The sequence below is a fragment of the Flavobacterium flevense genome, assembly GCF_900142775.1.
Lineage (GTDB): Bacteria > Bacteroidota > Bacteroidia > Flavobacteriales > Flavobacteriaceae > Flavobacterium > Flavobacterium flevense.
Genome location: NZ_FRCC01000002.1, coordinates 449,787 through 468,446, shown reverse-complemented (window position 1 = coordinate 468,446; position 18,660 = coordinate 449,787). Strand labels below are relative to the sequence as shown.

Here is an 18,660-nt window from a genome sequence, read left to right as displayed (position 1 = left end):
CTTAAACTGTTTTTTTCTTTAATCGTTTTCTAATAAAATGTGCAATTAATGCTAAAATAATCAAGAAAGGCCAAATACTTAATAATGTAATAAAGAAATTTGAAATTTCATTAAATCCAGATTTAAAGGCATTCCAAATTTTAGATCCATAAGAAATGGTTGCACCGCCTTCATTTGCAACAGTTTTATAAAATTCGATAGTCATTGTACTCATTGAAATCTGGCTTTGCATATAACGCAATTGTCCTTCTTTAGCTTCAATTTCCTCTCGAATAGCAGAAAGTTGCGCTTCGATTTCCAACATTTCCGAAACCTTAGTTGCTTTTTTCAAAAGTTCCAGATAACGATCTTCCAGTACTTTTTTAGCTTTTAATCGGGCATCAATATCAATGTATTCTTCCGTTACATCTTGAGAAGAAATATCTTTATTGTCAAAATAAGTTACTCCTTTAGAAATGTCAGCTAAAAATAAATCAAAGTTTTTACTTGGAACACGAACTACTAATCGTCTAAAAACCGAACTATAATCTTTTCCTTCGGTATCATTTTGAATAATAGCATGGTGTTTTTTTACTGCAATAATTAGGTGACTGTAAGTTTCTTCTAAATCATTGGATTCAAATCGGATATCACCAGTTTTTATGATTTTCTGTTCTATTTTTTCAACAGCAATACTTTCTTCAGAATTTATAATGACAGGTTTTAAAAGTTTAACCTGATTAACTTTTGGTGGTGGAGGCACATTTACCTCATCTTCCTTCATTACTTTATCTAGCCCAAGAGCTTCCGATTTTTTACAACTAAAAGAAAACAGTACAATTATCAAAAACAAGAATAGTTTTTTCATAAAAATTGATTTAGAATATCAGAAACTAAAATTAATGAATATTCGTATAAAAAATATGATTCTATTCCTTTTTTATATTCTGAGCCACAAATTTTTCGAATAACTGAATGGTTTTAGTATTAATTTCTTCGTAAGACAAACGCTCTTTAGTTTGGTAAAAAAACATAAAGGCATAAGGCTGATCTAAATTGTCCAGAAGAATATGTTTGTTGAGTCGATACGTTTCACGAAGAATACGCTTAAAACGATTTCTGTCCACGGCTTTTTTAAAATATTTTTTAGAAACCGAAACACCCATTTTTATTTTTTCATTCTCGTTTAAAGAACCGGAATGATAAACCAATCGCAATGGATATTTAGAAACTGATTTACCTTCAGAGAACAACAATCCAATGCTGATTTTACTTTTTAATTTTTCGTTTTTTGGATAGCTAAAACTCATTTTTACGGGGAAAAGACATTTTTTTTAAACGACAAAGGTACAATTTAACACTAAACCTATTAATGTTTAAGAATTAAATACCGCTAAAAAATTATTTCATACTTTTGCAGCTAATTTTTTCAAGAATGCAAAAACTTATTTCGTATCCCCTATCCGTAATTTATTATTTATGTTTTGGACTTACGTTAGTAATTTTCCACCCTATTCAATGGGTTTGTCTGAATGTTTTTGGTTATAATGCCCATAAAAAAAGTGTTGACTATTTAAACTTTTTTTTATTAAAATGTACTAACTTAGTAGGAACAACTTATAAATTCGAAAACAGAGAACTCATTCCGGAAGGTAAACCCTTAATTTTTGTAGCTAATCATCAAAGTATGTATGATATTGTAGCAATGATTTGGTACTTACGAAGGTTTCACTGTAAATTTGTAAGTAAGAAAGAATTAGGTAAAGGAATCCCTAGTGTTTCTTATAATTTAAGACACGGTGGCGGAGCTTTAATCGACAGGAAAGACCCTAAACAGGCGATTCCGGAGATTAAAAGATTATCTGAATATATTGAGAAAAATAAACGTTCAGCGGTAATTTTTCCCGAAGGAACCCGAAGCAAAACGGGAAAACCAAAGGAATTTGCCCAAACAGGTTTAAAAATATTATGTAAAAGTGCACCTTCAGCTTATATTGTGCCTATAAGCATCAATAATTCATGGAAAATGGTAAAATATGGTTTTTTCCCTGTAGGTTTAGGAAATCATCTTACCTTTGTAGTTCATAAGCCTTTAAAGGTTAGTGACTATAATTTTCCTGAATTAATGGAGAAGACTGAAAGTGCAGTAGTAAAAGGAATAAAATTTTAAAAAAAATACAATGTCTATAAAAAACATTCGATTAGAAGTTATGCAGTTTTTGGAAAAAAACGTGACTGGCTATATGGATCAATATTTGATTCCGGTAGAACAAATATGGCAGCCATCCGATTTTTTACCTAATTCTGAAGGAGATAATTTCTTAGAAGAAGTAAAAGAATTACGCGAAATATCAAAGGATTTACCTTATGATTTCTGGGTAGCTATGGTAGGTGATATGATTACCGAAGAAGCCCTTCCTACTTATGAAAACTGGTTAATGGAAGTGGAAGGCGTGGATAATGAAGAAAGAAACGGCTGGTCAGCCTGGGTACGCCAATGGACTGGAGAGGAAAATCGTCATGGCGATTTATTGAACAAATACCTGTATTTATCAGGTCGTGTAAACATGCGCGAAATTGAAATGACAACGCAACACCTTATCAACGACGGATTTGATATTGGTACCGGAAGAGATCCTTATAAAAACTTTGTTTACACGAGTTTTCAGGAATTAGCAACCTATGTTTCACACAACAGAGTTTCGCAATTAGCTAAAAATTATGGTGACAAGAAATTGTCTAAAATGTGTAAAATGATTGCCGGGGACGAAATGCGTCACCACCATGCTTACAGCCATTTTGTGAGCGAAATTTTTAAAGTAGATCCAAGCGAAATGATGCTTGCTTTTCAATACATGATGAAAGCTAAGATTGTGATGCCTGCTCATTTCCTGAGAGAATCAGGGCAAAAAATAAGCTCAGCATTCGAATTATTTTCTGATTCTGCACAGCGTATCGGAGTGTACACAGCTCAGGATTATGTGGAAATTATGCAAAAATTAATCGATAAATGGGAAATTGATAAAATTGCAGGTTTAACTGATGAAGCTGAAAAAGCCCGTGATTATCTAATGAAATTACCTGCGAGAATGGCCCGAATTTCTGAAAGAATTGTAATCCCTAAAGAATCACATATTTTTAAATGGGTAGAACCGGCGAGATTATAGAATGCAGATTTTAGATTTTTAGAAATTGAAATTGATTTTTGAAATTGAAATTGCCATTGCCATTGAATTAAAAACACAATTAGTTAATTTTAAAATGTTGATTTTTGAAGTTTAAAAGCTTTGAAAATCAACATTTTTTTTAAAAGAACAACATGGACAACACCGATATTATTAGCAAAACCATCACTTTTGTAAAAGGACAATTAGAAAATGCCGAAGGAGGACACGACTGGTTTCATATTGAAAGAGTGTACAAAAATGCTCTTTTAATTGCTAAAGAAGAAGTTTGCAACTTGCAAGTAGTGCAACTAAGTGCTTTGCTTCATGATATTGCTGACAGTAAATTTCATAATGGAGATGAAACTATTGGTCCCAAAATAGCCCGCCAATTTCTGGAATCAGAAAAAGTGCCTGATGCTATAATTAATCATGTGGTGCTAATTATTGAAAATATTTCTTTTAAAGGAGGCAATTTCGATAAAAAATTCCATTCAGCAGAATTAGATGTTGTTCAGGACGCCGATCGTTTAGATGCCATAGGAGCCATAGGAATTGCCAGAGCATTCAATTACGGCGGATTTAAAAACAGAGCGCTCTACGATCCTGAAATCGCACCAAATACCAATATGACAATTGACGAATACAAAAATAGTCAGGCACCTACACTCAATCATTTTTATGAAAAATTATTGCTGCTAAAAGATAAAATGAATACCTCAACAGGCAAAAAAATCGCAAAAGAAAGGCATCGTTTCATGGAAAATTTCTTAGCTCAATTTTATGCCGAATGGGAAGGAGAGAAATAAGTCTTACTATTTTTCTCATGTTTTTAAACAAAACATTGCATTTTTCAATCTAAAAACTGCTTTTAATCGGTTTTTTTATTGTTTTTAGCTTTAATTAACAAATATTTATTAACTAATACTTGCCAGAATACTTTACGAGAGATAGATTTGCAACAGGAATGAAAAAAGCACTAAGACATATTATCCCATTATGTATGCTGCTGTTATTGAGCACCGGTTCTTTGTTTGCTCAAACACTAACAGCTCCTTTTTTTGCGACTTCTGTAACCAAAAAAATTCCTTTAGAAAAACCGAACAGATTAATAGTACAACATCTGTTTGAAAACCAATTTAATATAGCTCATCCGGTAAAAGATCTTTACAGCAAGAAAGAAATTGTAGTTGATAATGATGAAGAAGATTCCGAAGTTAGCATCTATAAAAAATTAGTAAACAAAACCGTTTCTTACCCCTCTTTTTTCAGACATCAAATAGCCGAATCGGGTATATTGTATCTCGAAAAATCTTCAGATTTCTCTAAAAATCTGTTTTACTTACCTTTACGCAATTCTCTTTACCTTATATTCGAGGTTTTCCGAATATGATATTTTAACTTTTTATAAGCACAATTCTGTGCAAATCAGTCCTTTTCTTATGCTAGTAAGTCTGGGAAACTAAGCTGTAGCTCATTTTACAGCTTATACAAATCAACATACCTTATTGTTTTAAAAAGTTAAAGAATCATCATGAAAAAAAACGCAATTTTCATTGGTCTAATGGCCGCGTTATGCACTATTGGCTGCAATTCACATAAAGAAGAAAAAAAAGAAGAAAGGACATTTGTGGTAACTAATCCTGTAGCAATGGATACCTCAATCGTTAAAGAATATGTTTGCCAGATCCATTCCATTCGTCATATCGAACTCCGTGCAATGGAGAAAGGTTACCTTCAGAAAATAAATATTGATGAAGGGCAAAAAGTTAGAAAAGGGCAACAAATGTTTCAAATCATGCCAAACATTTATCAGGCCGAATTGCAAAAAGCAAAAGCCGAAGGAAATGCTGCTTTTATCGAATATAAAAACACCAAACTTCTGGCAGACAGCAAAGTGGTATCTCCTAATGAATTAGCGCTTTCTAAAGCTAAATTTGACAGAGCTAATGCCGAAATAGCACTTGCTCAGACACACTTAGGCTTTACCAGTATTAAAGCTCTTTTTGACGGAGTTATCGATCACTTTCATGTAAGAGAAGGAAGCATGCTTGAAGAAGGAGAATTATTAACGACACTTTCTGATAACAGCAAAATGTGGGTTTACTTTAACGTTCCTGAAGCAGAATACCTGAATTATATTGTAAGTGCTGACAAAAACAAGAAAGAAAAAGTGAATTTACGCATGGCTAACAACATGCAATTCAATCAATCCGGTATTGTAGAAACTATTGAAGGAGAATTCAATAACGAAACAGGGAATATTGCTTTTAGAGCTACATTTCCTAATCCGAAAAGTATTTTAAGACACGGAGAAACAGGAACTATACTGATGACTGTTCCTTTAAAAAACGTACTTATCATTCCGCAAAAAACAACTTTTGAAGTATTAGACAAACGCTATGTTTTTGTAATTGATAAAAACGGTGTAGTCAGACAAAGAGAAATTACAATTGGTGCCACTTTAGAAAACCTTTTTATAGTAAAAAAAGGACTGGATGTAAACGATCATATTTTATTAGACGGATTACGACTGGTTAAAAACAATGAAAAAGTGAAATTCAATGTTGAAAATCCTAAAAAGGTACTAGCAACTCTTGATGTTTACGCCGAATAAAAACCCCCTTAAAAAACAACAAAATGTTTAAAAAGTTTATTCAAAGACCCGTTTTAGCAATTGTTATTTCGGTCATTATTGTATTTATGGGGTTGCTTGCTATCAAACAATTACCCATTTCGCAATTTCCGGAAATTGCACCAACTACCGTTAATATCTTTATAGCCTATCCGGGATCAAGTTCAGATGTATTGGTAAAATCAACTTTAATTCCTCTGGAAACAGCCATTAATGGTGTACCCGGAATGCGGTACATAGCTTCGGATGCTACCAGTGCAGGAGAAGGAACCATTCGTGTAATTTTTGAACCAGGAACCGATCCTAACGTCGCGGTAATCAGGGTAAAAACCCGAGTAGATCAGGTAATGCCTTTATTACCTGACTTAGTACAGCGTGAAGGTGTTATCATTACACCTGTTCAGCCAAGTATGTTGATGTATGTTGATTTGTATAGCAAGAAAGGACATGATGTAGATGAAAAATTCCTATACAATTATGCTTATACAAACATGCTTCGTGAAATACAACGTATCAACGGAATTGCCAGTGCACAAATTCTGGGTAGCCGTAAATATGCCATGCGTATTTGGTTAAAACCAGACAGAATGCGTGCTTATAATATCTCTGCAGAAGAAGTAATGCAGGCTATGCAAGAACAAAGCATCTTAGCAAGACCCGGAAGATTAGGACAAAGTTCCGGTGTAAAATCACAATCGCTTGAATATGTATTAACTTACAGAGACCGATTTAGTGAGCCTCAGGAATATAAAGACGTAATAATACGGGCAAATGCGAATGGTGAAGAAATAAAACTAGGTGATATTGCTAATGTAGAATTAGGAAGTGAATTTTATGATATCTACGATAATCTGGATGGTAAACCATCGGCTTCGATTGTTTTAAAACAAACCCTTGGAACTAATGGTAGCGATGTAATCAGAGACGTAAAAAGCAAATTAAAAGAATTAGAAAAAGACCTTCCTCCCGGAGTGGGTTATAAAATTAGTTATGACGTTTCCAGTTTCTTAGATGCTTCTATTGAACAGGTAATAGACACTCTTAGAGATGCTTTTGTCTTAGTATCCATTGTAGTATTTTTATTTTTGGGTGACTGGCGTTCCACACTTATTCCGGTTATTGCAGTACCCGTCTCGTTGATTGGAGCTTTTTTTGTCATGCAACTATTTGGTTTATCCATCAACCTGATTACTTTATTTGCACTGGTACTGGCCATTGGTATTGTAGTTGATGATGCGATTGTCGTCGTCGAGGCCGTCCATGTAAAAATGGAAGAAGAACATCTCACACCATTCAAAGCTTCGAAGGCTGTATTAGGCGAAATTGGAGGAGCTATTATTGCAATCACGTTAGTAATGGTTTCTGTATTTATTCCTATCTCATTCATGACGGGGCCGGTAGGTGTGTTCTATCGTCAGTTCTCTATTACTATGGCGGGATCTATTATTATTTCGGCAGTTGTTGCTTTGACATTGACACCTGTACTTTGTGCCATGTTACTTAAACCCAACCACGGTCATGCTAAGAAAAAATCTCCTATCGATCGCTTTATCGATTGGTTCAACAAAGGATTTGAAAAATTGACAGGCCATTATGTGGGTATTTTAAAACACATTGTTAACCGAAGAGTCATTACTTTCGGAATTTTGATTGGTTTTTGCTTTGCAACCTACTTTACTAATCAGGCACTTCCTGCCGGTTTTATACCTAGTGAAGATCAGGGGATGATCTATGCAATCATTCAAACACCACCGGGAACAACATTAGAGCGTACTAATGATGTTGCGAAAAAACTACAAAGCATTTGTGAAGAAATTGACGGTGTATCTTCTGTATCTTCTTTAGCGGGTTATGAAATTATGACCGAAGGTCGCGGATCCAATGCAGGAACTTGTTTAATCAACCTGAAACCCTGGGAGGAAAGAGAACATTCCGTACACGAAATCATGGAAGAATTAGAAGAAAAATCCAAAAATTTAGGTGCAGTTATCGAATATTTTGAGCCGCCGGCAGTACCGGGATTTGGTTCTTCAGGAGGTTTCTCTTTGCGTTTACTGGACAAAACAAACGGAACCGATTATCAGGAATTCCAAAGAGTAAACAACGATTTCCTTGCCGAATTAGAAAAACGAAAAGAACTAACAGGAGTATTTACTTTTTATTCTGCCAATTATCCACAGCTTAAATTAAATATTGATAATAAAGCAGCAATGCAAAAAGGCGTTTCTATAGGAAAAGCTATGGACAACCTGAATATTCTTATCGGAAGTACTTACGAACAAGGATTTATCAAATTTGGTCAGTTCTTTAAAGTATATACGCAAGCGGCTCCGGAATATCGAAAAATCCCTTCTGATCTGGAGAAATTATATGTAAAAAATGAAGCGGGCGAAATGGTTCCCTATTCTGCTTTTATGAAAGTCGAAAAACATTTAGGTCCTAATGAAATCACGCGCTACAATTTGTACAATTCGGCGGCAATTCGTGGATTACCTGCTAAAGGTTACACCAGTGCTGATGCGATTAATGCGATTAAAGAAGTGGCACAATACAAGCTTCCACGCGGTTATGATATTGCCTGGGAAGGATTGTCTTATGACGAAGCTAACAGAGGAAATGATGCGCTGTACGTATTCGGAATTGTATTAATATTCGTTTACCTGGTTTTAGCCGCTCAATACGAAAGTTTTGTATTGCCTTTGGCCGTATTACTCTCGTTACCTGTTGGGTTCTTTGGATCTTTTGCTTTGTTGCAGTTAATGGGATTATCTAATGATGTTTATGCTCAAATTGGGGTCATCATGCTTATTGGACTTCTGGGTAAAAATGCCGTGTTAATCGTGGAAGTCGCCGTCCAAAAGCGGGCACAAGGCATGAGTGTTGTAGATGCCGCTATGGAAGGAGCTAAACTACGTTTCCGGCCTATCCTGATGACATCATTTGCCTTTATTGCCGGACTAATTCCATTAGTTATTGCTACTGGTGCCGGAGCTATTGGAAACCGTACTATAGGTGGATCTGCCATGGGAGGAATGATCATCGGAACGCTCTTTGGCGTCTTCATTATTCCCGGATTGTATTACACATTTGCAAAAATGAGCGACGGTCGTAGTTTGATACAAGACGAAACTTTTGAACCAGTATCTGAAGAGTTCATGAGAACCAGTGAAAACGAAAGCAGTCTTAAATTGAAGCTTAAAGCAATGAACAAACAATTGAAAAAACTAATGAAAAGAGATGAAGAAAATGAATAAACAAGTTTTCAAATATATAAATATAAGGTCAGTACTAACACTGACCTTATTCACCCTGATTTTTCAAAGCTGTGTGCCTGTAAAAACTGTTCGTGACGAAAAAAAGGATTTGCCGGAGCAATTTCAAAATATAGTTTCGAATGATACAACTAATTCGGCCCAAATGAAATGGAAAGAATTCTTTAACGATCCTAAGCTAACAGCACTTATTGACACAGCACTGGTAAACAATCAGGAGTTAAATATCATGTTGCAACAAATAGATATGGCAAAGAATGAAATCCAGGCCAGAAAAGGAGAGTATTTACCCTTTTTAGGTATTCAGGCAGCTGCAGAAGTAGAAAAAGTGGGACGTTATACCAGTCAGGGTGCTAACGATGCTAATACGGATATTAAACCCGGAGAAGAGTTTCCGGAACCTTTACAAAATTATAAGGTAGGTGCCTTTGCCACCTGGGAACTGGATGTGTGGAAAAAACTACGCAATTCTAAAAAAGCAGCAGCAATGGAATACCTTTCTACTGTAGAAGGCCGAAATTTCATGGTCACTAATTTAATTGCCGAAATTGCCGATTCTTATTATGAATTACAGGCATTAGACAATAAATTAGCCATTCTTACGCAAAATTTAGAATTGCAAAATCACGGTTTAAAAACCATTCGTTTACAAATGCAGGCGGCTAAAGCAACTGCTCTTGGGGTACAAAGACTGGAAGCTGAAGTGTATAAAAACACCAGCGAATTGTACAATGTTAAACAAGATATTGTGGAAACGGAGAATAAATTGAATTTCTTAGTGGGTCGTTCACCACAGCACATTAATCGTGATTCGGATACTTTTATTGATCAAAAAATAGATACCATGTATGTAGGTATACCTTCACAGCTCTTAACTAATCGTCCTGATATCAGACAGGCGGAATATGAATTGCAAGCGGCCAAACTGGATACACAGGTTGCTAAAGCAAATTTTTATCCGTCTTTTACGTTAAGAGCTGGTGTAGGTTTAGAATCTTTCAAAACCAAATATATTACGGCCACACCTGAATCTTTGTTGTATGGTTTAGCCGGAGATATGGTAGCGCCTTTAATTAACAGAAATGCTATTAAAGCAGCTTATTATAATGCCAACGACAGGCAATTACAAGCTGTTTTTGATTATGAAAAAACCATTTTGAATGCACATATCGAAGTACTAAATGGTTTATCTAAAATTGAAAATTTAAAGAAAAGCTACGAACAAAAAGAGCATCAGGTGGAAGCTTTGACTAATTCTATCGAAATCACCAATAAACTTTTCAGCGCAGCAAGAGCCGATTACATGGAAGTTTTATTAACGCAACGTGATGCTTTGGAATCCAAATTACAATTAGTTGAAACTAAAAAAGAGCAATTAACTGCTAAGGTTAATATGTATAAATCATTAGGCGGTGGATGGAATTAATTGCCCATTCCATAAAGTTTAATAGTCTTTAACCATCCCTGATAAGCAGCAAAGCCACTCATTTTCTGAGTGGCTTTGTTATTGTATAATTAAATTCAAATCCCTTTTTCTTTCATTTCCAGAATCACATCCGAAGCACTTTTAAAAGTGGGTGCCTGCTCTGTAATGCTTCCTGCTCTTTTTTTATTGAGTTTAAAAGTCACATCATTTTCGGTGGTGAATAATAAGGCACTTAAAAAGGGCTTATTCATGTAAGACGCTAATATTGGGTAAGCTTCGTCTAAACTGTGGAAACTTTCTATCTCTTCGGTTTTATAACGGGCAATAACGGAAAGACTAAATGCATCATTTTCCAGTAAAACAGGGCGAACATAGATGTTTTTTAATTCGGTATCGCCAATGGTTTTTGCAAGGGTTAATTTAGCAAAAGTTTTATCTTCAATACTTTGTTTCACTCTTTCCCAAAAAAGGGCAAATATAGGCTCGTATGACATGTTTTTATCTTTTGTTTTAAAATAAAGTTCTAAGTTAAATAGGCTTTTTAGTTTACAATAAAAAATCCCAAAAATTTTCTTTATGAATTACCTGAGTAGTTTTGGGATGGTACTTTTCTGTAAATGACTTTGTAAATCGCACTTTTTGATTGGGGTTGTATTTAATTTCAAAAGCTTCAATTTCAGTATTCTTTACTTCTAAATAATCAATTTCTGCCTGTTGTGTATTTCTCCAGAAATAAGTGTCTTTGAATTGATTTTCATAGGCCAATTTTTTCTTCCTCTCGCTAATAACAAAGTTTTCCCATAACGCACCAACATCATCACGAAGTTCTATAGGATTAAAATTTTTGATAATTCGATTACGCAAACCGTTATCCCAAAAATATACTTTTCTGCCTTTTTTAAGTTCATTATCCTGGTTTCTACTAAAAGCAGTTAAACTGAAAACTATAAAATTTTTCTCCAGAATATCAATGTACTTTTCAATAGTTAACCGATTCACCCCCAAATCATTAGAAAGTGCATTAGAATTGACTTCGCTACCAATGCGGTAGGCTAACATCTGAACTAATCTTTGCAAAGTTGCCGATTTTTTTACACCCTCCAGGTTCAGAATATCTTTGTAAAGAAAACCTTCAACTAAATCATTCAGAATTTTTTCTTCTTTACCAACACTGGTAACCACTTCGGGATAATAACCAAAGACTAAACGGTGCGGAACTAAGCGGGTTTCCTCAACAAAATTAGAATGCTTAACCATTTCGCCATAACTCAAAGGGAAAAGTTGTAATTCTTCTTTTCTTCCCACCATCGATTCCTTAGTTCTGTCAGCCAATTCAAAAGCACTGCTTCCTGAGGCAATGACTTGTATTTCGGGATAATTATCTACCATTCGCTTGATAAGTAAACCAATATTGTGAATCATTTGGGCTTCGTCAATTACTATGATTTTTTTTTCGCCAATTAAGGCTTTCAATCTGTCGGTAGTAATGTTCTCTAACAAAATCTGGGTGTCGGGTTCGTCTCCATTAAACCACAAAAACGATTGTCCTTTGATTGTCTTTTTTATCAAAGAGGTCTTACCTACTTGTCTTGCGCCAAATACCAATATCGCTTTTCCTTTGAAAAGATAACTGTCAATTTCAGTTTGTGGGCTTCTGTTTATCATCTTTTGCATTCATATCAGAATACAAATATAATATTTTGATATTACAATATCAAAAAAACATAATATTTTGATATTACAATATCAAAAAAATATAATAATTTGATATTTTAATATAAATAAAGTTAGCAGACAATTACAACCTAAGACCGAAAACTTTGGGACTGAATACTGAAAATTTTTTTATTCTCCGGTAAAAACCGCTTTTCTTTTTTCGATAAAAGCCTGGGTACCTTCTTTAAAATCTACGGTTCCAAAACATCTTCCAAAGGATTTTATTTCGGTTTCAAAACCATTTTCTCCTTCTTTATAATTGGCATTTATGGCAGTCATCGCCATACTAATTGCCGATGGTGAGTTTTTAATAATTTTTTGAGCAATCTCATTGCAATACGCTAACAATTCCTCAGGAGCAACTACATGATTCACTAAACCCATTCTATAGGCTTCATCGGCGGTAATCATAGCTGCTGTGAGAATCATTTCCATCGCGCGTCCTTTGCCTATTAATTGGGGCAAACGCTGTGTACCTCCATAACCGGGAATAACACCCAGTGAAACTTCCGGAAGTCCCATTTTAGCAGTATCAGCAGCTACACGAATATGGCAGGCCATAGCCAGTTCTAATCCGCCACCAAGGGCAAATCCATTAAGGGCGGCAATAACCGGAACTTTTAAATTTTCGACAAAATTAAATAAGATATCCTGACCCTGAGCCGATAATTGTATGCCTTCTTCGATGGAAAAATCAGCAAATTCAGCAATATCTGCTCCGGCAACAAAAGCTTTTTCGCCACTACCTGTTAAAATAATAGCCTTTATATCCGGATTTTGTTCTAAAGCTGAAAAAGCCTGATGCAGTTCCTGAATGGTACTTTTATTTAATGCATTTAATTTTTGTGGACGATTAATGGTAATCGTTGCAATAGTCTGCTCTTTTGTAATCAAAATATTTTTGTAGCTCATTGTATTGCTTTTAAGAGTTAATAATGGGAAGTGAAACAGTAAAACGGGTTCCGTTTCCATATTCAGTATCAAAGCTGATGCTGCCTTTATAATTTTCGATAATGTTCTTTATAATCCCTAATCCCAGTCCCATTCCACTGCTTTTAGTGGTGAATTTAGGTTCAAATATGCGATTGATATCTTCTGTTTTAATTCCTATCCCATTATCCTGAACAATAATCAGGACATTTTCTTCCTCTTTTTTCACTAAAACAGATACCATTTTATACTCTTGTTGCTCAGGAATGGACTGTATAGCATTTTTGACTAAGTTAGTAATAATTCGTATTAATTGTGTCCTGTCTATCTTCGAAATAATTTCCGGAGCATCACTTTCAAAAACAATATGATTTTCATTAAAGATATCTAAGGCTAATTCGACTACTTCTACCACATTCAACGTTTCATTTTGCTGTGCCGGCATGGAAGCAAAATTAGAAAATGCCGAAGCTACTGAGTTCATCGTATCAATTTGCTGAATCAGTGTTTCTGAATAATCATTCATTTTTTGTTTGATATCCGGATCATCCGGATTAAATCTTCTTTGAAAACTTTGCACCGTTAATCGCATCGGTGTTAACGGATTTTTAATCTCATGTGCCACCTGTTTTGCCATTTCCCGCCAGGCTTCTTCCCTTTCGCTTTGCGCCAGTTTAATGGCACTTTTTTCTAATTCATCAACCATTTGGTTATAACCCCGAATTAGCAAATTGATTTCTTTACTACTGGCCGAAAGAAGAATTTTTTCATTTTTTTGATTCAGTCGGGTTTCATTCAACTTATCAGAAATGGTTTTTAAGGATTTCGTAATGTAAGAAGAAAGAAAATAGGCCAAAGCAAAAGCCACAATCAGCATAAAAGAATAAACCTGACCCAGACGAATAAGAAAATTATTCAGCTCTTTTTGATAAAAACCATCGTCTTCCTGATAAGGTAAATTTAAAACCCCCAGCGGTTTGAATTTATCATCTTTAATTTGGGTAAAAGACGAACGGTTTTTAATTCCGTTGATGGTTTTTATATCTACATAGCGCTTTTCAATCGAAGAACGTACCAGTTTTAAAATATATTTGGGAATGGGTGGCGCTACTTTATCTACTGAAAACGATTCTTTAGAGGATTTTAATAATTTACCGTTTAAGTCGTAAATATTAATTTCACTATTGTGAATATGTGCTATTTCGTGAATTCGATCTTTAAAAATCAGTTCTAAATTTTCAGTAGTCAGCGGATAAGTGGTGGTAGAAAGTACATAATTTATATGTTCCCTAACAGCATTTTCTTTGCGTTCTAAACGTTCTTTATGATATTCTTTAGCTTCATTTTTAAATTGAATAATCGAAATAGAAGCTAATAAAATAGAAGCCACGATTATCACTACGATCATCGAAAGAAAAATTCGGATTCGCAGCGAAAGCATCGATAATTTAAAGCTTTTTGGCATAATTTTTTAGTGTTCAGAGTTCAATTTTCTAGTGTTCAGTCCCCAACTGAATACTGTTTACTGACCACTGTTTTTCTCCCTGATTCTTTTATAAAATTTAAAACCCAGCATGATTAAAACCGAAAACAAAACAATTCCGATTACACCATAAATCCAGTTTACAGCATTTTTTAAAACTACTAAAAAAACAACCGCAAAAAGAATAATTGTAGCTCCTTCATTCCACAAACGCATAAAGTTAGTGGTATATTTTACTTCGTTATTTTGTAATTGTTTAAATATCTGATGGCATTTTAAATGGTACAAATACAATGCAAAAACAAAGCCAAGTTTGACATGCATCCAGGACATTTGCAACCAGGAGTTCCCCAGATCTGTAAAAAACAACATCCAAAAAGCAAAAAAACTGGCTAAAACTGCCGATGGCCAGGTGATAATATACCACAGCCTGTAACTCATGATTTTGAATTGTTTTTGCAAAATTTCTTTTTCCGGCGAAGGTTTATCAGCAGCTTCAATCTGGTATACAAACAAACGTACAATATAAAACAAGCCTGCAAACCAGGTAATCACAAAAATTAAATGCAGTGATTTTAAATAATTATAGTATTCCATCATGAGTCTGAATCAATTTAGTATTCATTTCTTTTTTTAGAAAATAGGCTGTCAATAAAGTCGAACAAACATCTGCTATTGGAAAAGCAACCCAGACTCCAAAAATACCGAAAAAATTTGGTAGAATAATAACTAATGGTATCAGGAAAAAACCCTGTTTGCTTAAGGTTAGCAACAATGCTTTTCTGGCTTTTCCTGCCGCCTGAAAATAAGCAGCACCAATTAACTGAATGGCAATAACCGGAGAAGCTGCAAAAACCCATCTTAGAGCAACAGTAGTATCATCATTCACCTGAAGATCGTGAGTAAAAACACTAACTATTTCAGAGGCAAAAAACAAAATAAAAAGATAAATAACCGTAGCTAATAAGGCTGCATATTTAATAGAAACCAGAATACTTTCATTGACTCTTTTAAAATTATCAGCGCCATAATTATATCCGGCAATAGGAATAAATCCCTGAGTGATGCCTAAAATGGGAAATAAAGCAAACATCAGCATCCTGCTGACAATTCCGTATACGGTAATAGCACTTTCACCTCCGTAAGAATATAAGGTATGATTAACAATAATAGCAAGAATGCTAATAACGCTCTGACGGGCAAAAGTAACAAAACTTAATCCCGTAATTTCTTTTACAATAGGGAGATTCCATTTAAAATGCGGTGCTTTCAGGGTCAATTCACTTTTAAAAACAAAAAACCAAAGCACAAATAAAAAACACATCACATAAGAAATAGTAGTTGCCATTGCAGCACCAAACATTCCTAATCCCAATATTTTTATAAAAAGTATATCCAGAGCAATGTTAAAAAATGCGGGAATAATCATAGCCACCATCGCAAACTTCGCCTTGCCTTCGGCCCTGATGATGTTATTACCCATCATGCACAAAGCCAGAAAAGGAACCGAAAAAATAAGCGGAGCAAAAAATGCTTTTGCCAGTTCCATTATGGAGCCTTTAGCACCAAAAAGAAATAAAATATCCGTACTGAAAAACATACAGGCAAACATAAAAAACAATGACAAAACCAATGTCATCATGATTTGATTTCCAAAAACATGTTCGGCTTTTTCTTTATTTTTAGCACCTAAAGCTCTGGAAAGAACTGAGCCGCCTCCTACTCCAATTGCCATTCCCAGAGAAGAAATTAAAAAAGTGATGGGCAATACAACGGTCACAGCAGCAATTGCCAGTGAACCAATCCATTGCCCAACAAATATGGTGTCTATTAAAATATTTAACGAAAGAAATAAAATCCCAACTGAAGCAGGAACCGCCTGTTTCACAAGAAGTTTTTTAATACTTTGAGAGCCTAATTCTTGCGCAGATACTGCCATTTATGCAATTTTTTGCGCAGCAACAGCCCATTCCTTAATCCAGTTACTTACCGTTTCGCACCATGCATCATCATCATTCAGACACGGAATTGCTAAAAATTCCTGCCCGCCATTTTCTTCAAATTCTTCTTTGGCACGCATCGCAATTTCTTCTAATGTTTCTAAACAATCTGTAACAAATGCTGGGGTAACCACTGCAATTTTCTTAATTCCTCTGGCTGGCATTTTATTAATTTCTACATCTGTATAAGGTTCTAACCATTTATCACCTGCCAGTCTGGATTGAAAAGTAAGGCAATATTTATCCTCAGGAATCCCAAGTAATTTTACAATTTGTCGGGTGGTTTCATAACATTGATGGCGGTAGCAAAAATCATGTGCCGGCGATGGTGTGTTGCAACAAGAACCATCAATTTTACAATGTGATTTAGTGACATCAGTTTTTCGAATGTGACGCTCCGGAATTCCATGATATGAAAACACCAACTGGTCATAATCAAATCCTTCCAGGTGTTTTTTCATCACATTAGCCAGATTCTGAATATAATCCGGTTTGTTATAAAATGCCGGAACATCAGTAAAAGTCATATTTGGAAATTTCTTTTTGCGGATTTCCTCGGCTTTTACTAAAATGGTTAATGTTGAAGCCATAGCATACTGTGGATACAACGGAAAAAGCATCACCTCAGTAACACCCTGATCGTGCAATTCCTGAAGTCCTTTTTCAATAGTCATCGTACCATATCGCATGGCTAATGCAACAGGTGTTTCGACTAATTTCTGAACTTTTTTATGCATTCTTTCCGAAAGAACGATTAACGGCGAACCTTCTTCCCACCAGATTTTCTCATAAGCATGGGCGGATTCTTCCGGACGTTTTCTTAAAATAATTCCACGAACCAATAAAGCACGTAACAAAAACGGAACATCAATAACGTATTTGTCCATCAAAAATTCGTCTAAATACGGTTTTACATCTTTGGGAGTCGGACTCTCCGGAGATCCTAAATTTACTAGTAATACGCCTTTCATAGGTGGGTTTTTAATTTTTTTCAAAAGTACAGCAAGCTGTTTTTTAGAAATATGATAAATGTTATTTTTTATTTATATTTTAATATACAAAATCAATACTGTGACTGAATTGCTGTTACATTGACATTAAATATTTTTTAGGAGTGGTACCAAATTTCTTTTTGAAAGCCGCTATAAAATGACTCCCGGTACTGTAACCAATTTTTAAACCTACTTCGTTTACATTATACGATCCGCTGTCGAGCAGTTTTCGCGCAAAATCCATTTTGTAATCAAACAGAAAACCATAAACAGTGTCACCATAAATTTGCTTAAAACCCATTTTTAGTTTTTTCAAATTCAATCCTACCTGATCTGCTAATTCCTGTAATCCCGGTGGTTCAGACATGTTAGCGATAATAATTTCTTTGGCTTTCTTGATTTTCAATACGTTTTCCTCATCAACCAGAAACGGACATTGTTCCGCATTTGGATCCTCATTTCGATTAAAAAAAAGACTTAATAACTCGTATCCCTTTCCTTTGTAATACAGGTTTTTTATAGATGGATTAAGGTTATAATGAAACATCTGGTTCAAAACAATAGCCATCGACGGACTAATTTCGCTTTCGTTATAATACTTTTTCTCCTGATTTTCTTTGCTTAAAAACGGAATATGCTCGGCATCACTGGTAAACAATCCATGGAATTTTTTAATGGAAACAAATATGGAAATCAACCAGGTTTTTGGAGCAATTTCAACATTAAGCGGCAATTCTTTCTCCGTATTATAAAACAATAAGGCTTTTTCTTCTTTTAAATTCAGTACATAATTGCCCTGATTAAAAATGTAGTTAGCACTTCCTTTCAAACCAAAATGAAATTGTATCAGTCCCAATTGCACCGGACGTTGAAAAGTTAAAACCTCATCAGTATTGTTTTGAAAACGAATTAAAATAAAATCATCGTCAATTTTTATTTCTTCCTCCATTTTTTTGATTTACTTTAATACAACTTACTAGTCGTTTTTAGTCAAACGACCCTTTTGCTCTTTCAAAATTAAATCTTTTTGAGGATTTATTGTTTACTTCCTTCTAAATTTATA

The 18,660-nt window shown here is 34.7% G+C and carries 17 protein-coding genes; 7 read left to right on the top strand and 10 right to left on the bottom strand.

Annotated features, from left to right (window positions below; genetic code table 11):
- Nucleotide 1: 1 nt before the first annotated feature.
- Nucleotides 2-847: a DUF4349 domain-containing protein gene (locus BUB89_RS05255; protein WP_073242656.1), complete on the bottom strand. Its 846-nt coding sequence runs from the start codon at nt 845-847 to the stop codon at nt 2-4.
- 61 nt (nt 848-908) lie between these two features.
- The gene (rnpA, locus tag BUB89_RS05250) at nt 909-1,289 is read right to left on the bottom strand and encodes a ribonuclease P protein component (RefSeq protein ID WP_073242654.1); all 381 of its coding nucleotides are present in this window, start codon (nt 1,287-1,289) and stop codon (nt 909-911) included.
- 125 nt (nt 1,290-1,414) lie between these two features.
- On the opposite strand from rnpA, the gene BUB89_RS05245 reads away from it, so the two are divergent.
- From BUB89_RS05245 to BUB89_RS05215, 7 genes are all read left to right on the top strand, one after another.
- The gene (locus BUB89_RS05245) at nt 1,415-2,149 is read left to right on the top strand and encodes a lysophospholipid acyltransferase family protein (RefSeq protein ID WP_073242652.1); all 735 of its coding nucleotides are present in this window, start codon (nt 1,415-1,417) and stop codon (nt 2,147-2,149) included.
- 10 nt (nt 2,150-2,159) lie between these two features.
- Entirely contained in the window at nt 2,160-3,146 is a 987-nt protein-coding gene (locus BUB89_RS05240) for an acyl-ACP desaturase (protein ID WP_073242650.1), read from the top strand.
- A 152-nt stretch (nt 3,147-3,298) separates the two neighbouring features.
- Complete coding sequence (locus tag BUB89_RS05235; protein WP_073242648.1) at nt 3,299-3,952, top strand: HD domain-containing protein; 654 nt, start codon at nt 3,299-3,301, stop codon at nt 3,950-3,952.
- 158 nt (nt 3,953-4,110) lie between these two features.
- A complete protein-coding gene (locus BUB89_RS05230) occupies nt 4,111-4,536 on the top strand; it encodes a hypothetical protein (protein WP_073242646.1) in 426 nt (141 codons plus the stop codon).
- A 141-nt stretch (nt 4,537-4,677) separates the two neighbouring features.
- Complete coding sequence (locus BUB89_RS05225) at nt 4,678-5,760, top strand: efflux RND transporter periplasmic adaptor subunit (RefSeq protein ID WP_073242644.1); 1,083 nt, start codon at nt 4,678-4,680, stop codon at nt 5,758-5,760.
- A gap of 23 nt (nt 5,761-5,783) precedes the next feature.
- Complete coding sequence (locus tag BUB89_RS05220; protein ID WP_073242642.1) at nt 5,784-9,032, top strand: efflux RND transporter permease subunit; 3,249 nt, start codon at nt 5,784-5,786, stop codon at nt 9,030-9,032.
- Entirely contained in the window at nt 9,016-10,476 is a 1,461-nt protein-coding gene (locus BUB89_RS05215; protein ID WP_083552503.1) for a TolC family protein, read from the top strand. Before BUB89_RS05220 ends, BUB89_RS05215 begins: the two co-directional genes overlap by 17 nt.
- A gap of 95 nt (nt 10,477-10,571) precedes the next feature.
- Here BUB89_RS05215 and BUB89_RS05210 read toward each other — a convergent pair whose 3' ends face one another.
- The 8 genes from BUB89_RS05210 to BUB89_RS05175 all read right to left on the bottom strand — a co-directional run bounded on the left by BUB89_RS05210 (nt 10,572) and on the right by BUB89_RS05175 (nt 18,546).
- The gene (locus tag BUB89_RS05210) at nt 10,572-10,970 is read right to left on the bottom strand and encodes a hypothetical protein (RefSeq protein ID WP_073242640.1); all 399 of its coding nucleotides are present in this window, start codon (nt 10,968-10,970) and stop codon (nt 10,572-10,574) included.
- Nucleotides 10,971-11,022: 52 nt separating this feature from the next.
- Complete coding sequence (locus tag BUB89_RS05205) at nt 11,023-12,141, bottom strand: ATP-binding protein (RefSeq protein ID WP_073242638.1); 1,119 nt, start codon at nt 12,139-12,141, stop codon at nt 11,023-11,025.
- Between the two features lie 180 nt (nt 12,142-12,321).
- Nucleotides 12,322-13,104 carry an enoyl-CoA hydratase/isomerase family protein gene (locus tag BUB89_RS05200; protein ID WP_073242636.1) on the bottom strand — a complete coding sequence of 261 codons (783 nt, stop codon included), beginning with the start codon at nt 13,102-13,104 and terminating at the stop codon, nt 12,322-12,324.
- 10 nt (nt 13,105-13,114) lie between these two features.
- Nucleotides 13,115-14,587, bottom strand: a complete 1,473-nt coding sequence (locus BUB89_RS05195; RefSeq protein WP_073242634.1) for an ATP-binding protein — start codon at nt 14,585-14,587, stop codon at nt 13,115-13,117.
- A gap of 57 nt (nt 14,588-14,644) precedes the next feature.
- Entirely contained in the window at nt 14,645-15,202 is a 558-nt protein-coding gene (locus tag BUB89_RS05190) for a CopD family protein (protein ID WP_073243026.1), read from the bottom strand.
- Nucleotides 15,189-16,544 (bottom strand): MATE family efflux transporter, encoded by a 1,356-nt coding sequence (locus BUB89_RS05185; RefSeq protein WP_073242632.1) that lies wholly within the window; start codon nt 16,542-16,544, stop codon nt 15,189-15,191. The genes BUB89_RS05190 and BUB89_RS05185 overlap by 14 nt, the downstream gene beginning before the upstream one ends.
- Nucleotides 16,545-17,576, bottom strand: a complete 1,032-nt coding sequence (hemH, locus tag BUB89_RS05180; RefSeq protein ID WP_073242630.1) for a ferrochelatase — start codon at nt 17,574-17,576, stop codon at nt 16,545-16,547.
- 115 nt (nt 17,577-17,691) lie between these two features.
- Entirely contained in the window at nt 17,692-18,546 is an 855-nt protein-coding gene (locus BUB89_RS05175; protein ID WP_073242628.1) for a helix-turn-helix domain-containing protein, read from the bottom strand.
- Nucleotides 18,547-18,660 lie beyond the last annotated feature (114 nt).

Bases quoted from the DNA above. Each gene is read 5' to 3' on its own strand.
- BUB89_RS05255 (WP_073242656.1), bottom strand. From the start codon at position 847: ATGAAAAAACTATTCTTGTTTTTGATAATTGTACTGTTTTCTTTTAGT.
- rnpA (WP_073242654.1), bottom strand. From the start codon at position 1,289: ATGAGTTTTAGCTATCCAAAAAACGAAAAATTAAAAAGTAAAATCAGC.
- BUB89_RS05245 (WP_073242652.1), top strand. From the start codon at position 1,415: ATGCAAAAACTTATTTCGTATCCCCTATCCGTAATTTATTATTTATGT.
- BUB89_RS05240 (WP_073242650.1), top strand. From the start codon at position 2,160: ATGTCTATAAAAAACATTCGATTAGAAGTTATGCAGTTTTTGGAAAAA.
- BUB89_RS05235 (WP_073242648.1), top strand. From the start codon at position 3,299: ATGGACAACACCGATATTATTAGCAAAACCATCACTTTTGTAAAAGGA.
- BUB89_RS05230 (WP_073242646.1), top strand. From the start codon at position 4,111: ATGAAAAAAGCACTAAGACATATTATCCCATTATGTATGCTGCTGTTA.
- BUB89_RS05225 (WP_073242644.1), top strand. From the start codon at position 4,678: ATGAAAAAAAACGCAATTTTCATTGGTCTAATGGCCGCGTTATGCACT.
- BUB89_RS05220 (WP_073242642.1), top strand. From the start codon at position 5,784: ATGTTTAAAAAGTTTATTCAAAGACCCGTTTTAGCAATTGTTATTTCG.
- BUB89_RS05215 (WP_083552503.1), top strand. From the start codon at position 9,016: ATGAAGAAAATGAATAAACAAGTTTTCAAATATATAAATATAAGGTCA.
- BUB89_RS05210 (WP_073242640.1), bottom strand. From the start codon at position 10,970: ATGTCATACGAGCCTATATTTGCCCTTTTTTGGGAAAGAGTGAAACAA.
- BUB89_RS05205 (WP_073242638.1), bottom strand. From the start codon at position 12,141: ATGATAAACAGAAGCCCACAAACTGAAATTGACAGTTATCTTTTCAAA.
- BUB89_RS05200 (WP_073242636.1), bottom strand. From the start codon at position 13,104: ATGAGCTACAAAAATATTTTGATTACAAAAGAGCAGACTATTGCAACG.
- BUB89_RS05195 (WP_073242634.1), bottom strand. From the start codon at position 14,587: ATGCCAAAAAGCTTTAAATTATCGATGCTTTCGCTGCGAATCCGAATT.
- BUB89_RS05190 (WP_073243026.1), bottom strand. From the start codon at position 15,202: ATGGAATACTATAATTATTTAAAATCACTGCATTTAATTTTTGTGATT.
- BUB89_RS05185 (WP_073242632.1), bottom strand. From the start codon at position 16,544: ATGGCAGTATCTGCGCAAGAATTAGGCTCTCAAAGTATTAAAAAACTT.
- hemH (WP_073242630.1), bottom strand. From the start codon at position 17,576: ATGAAAGGCGTATTACTAGTAAATTTAGGATCTCCGGAGAGTCCGACT.
- BUB89_RS05175 (WP_073242628.1), bottom strand. From the start codon at position 18,546: ATGGAGGAAGAAATAAAAATTGACGATGATTTTATTTTAATTCGTTTT.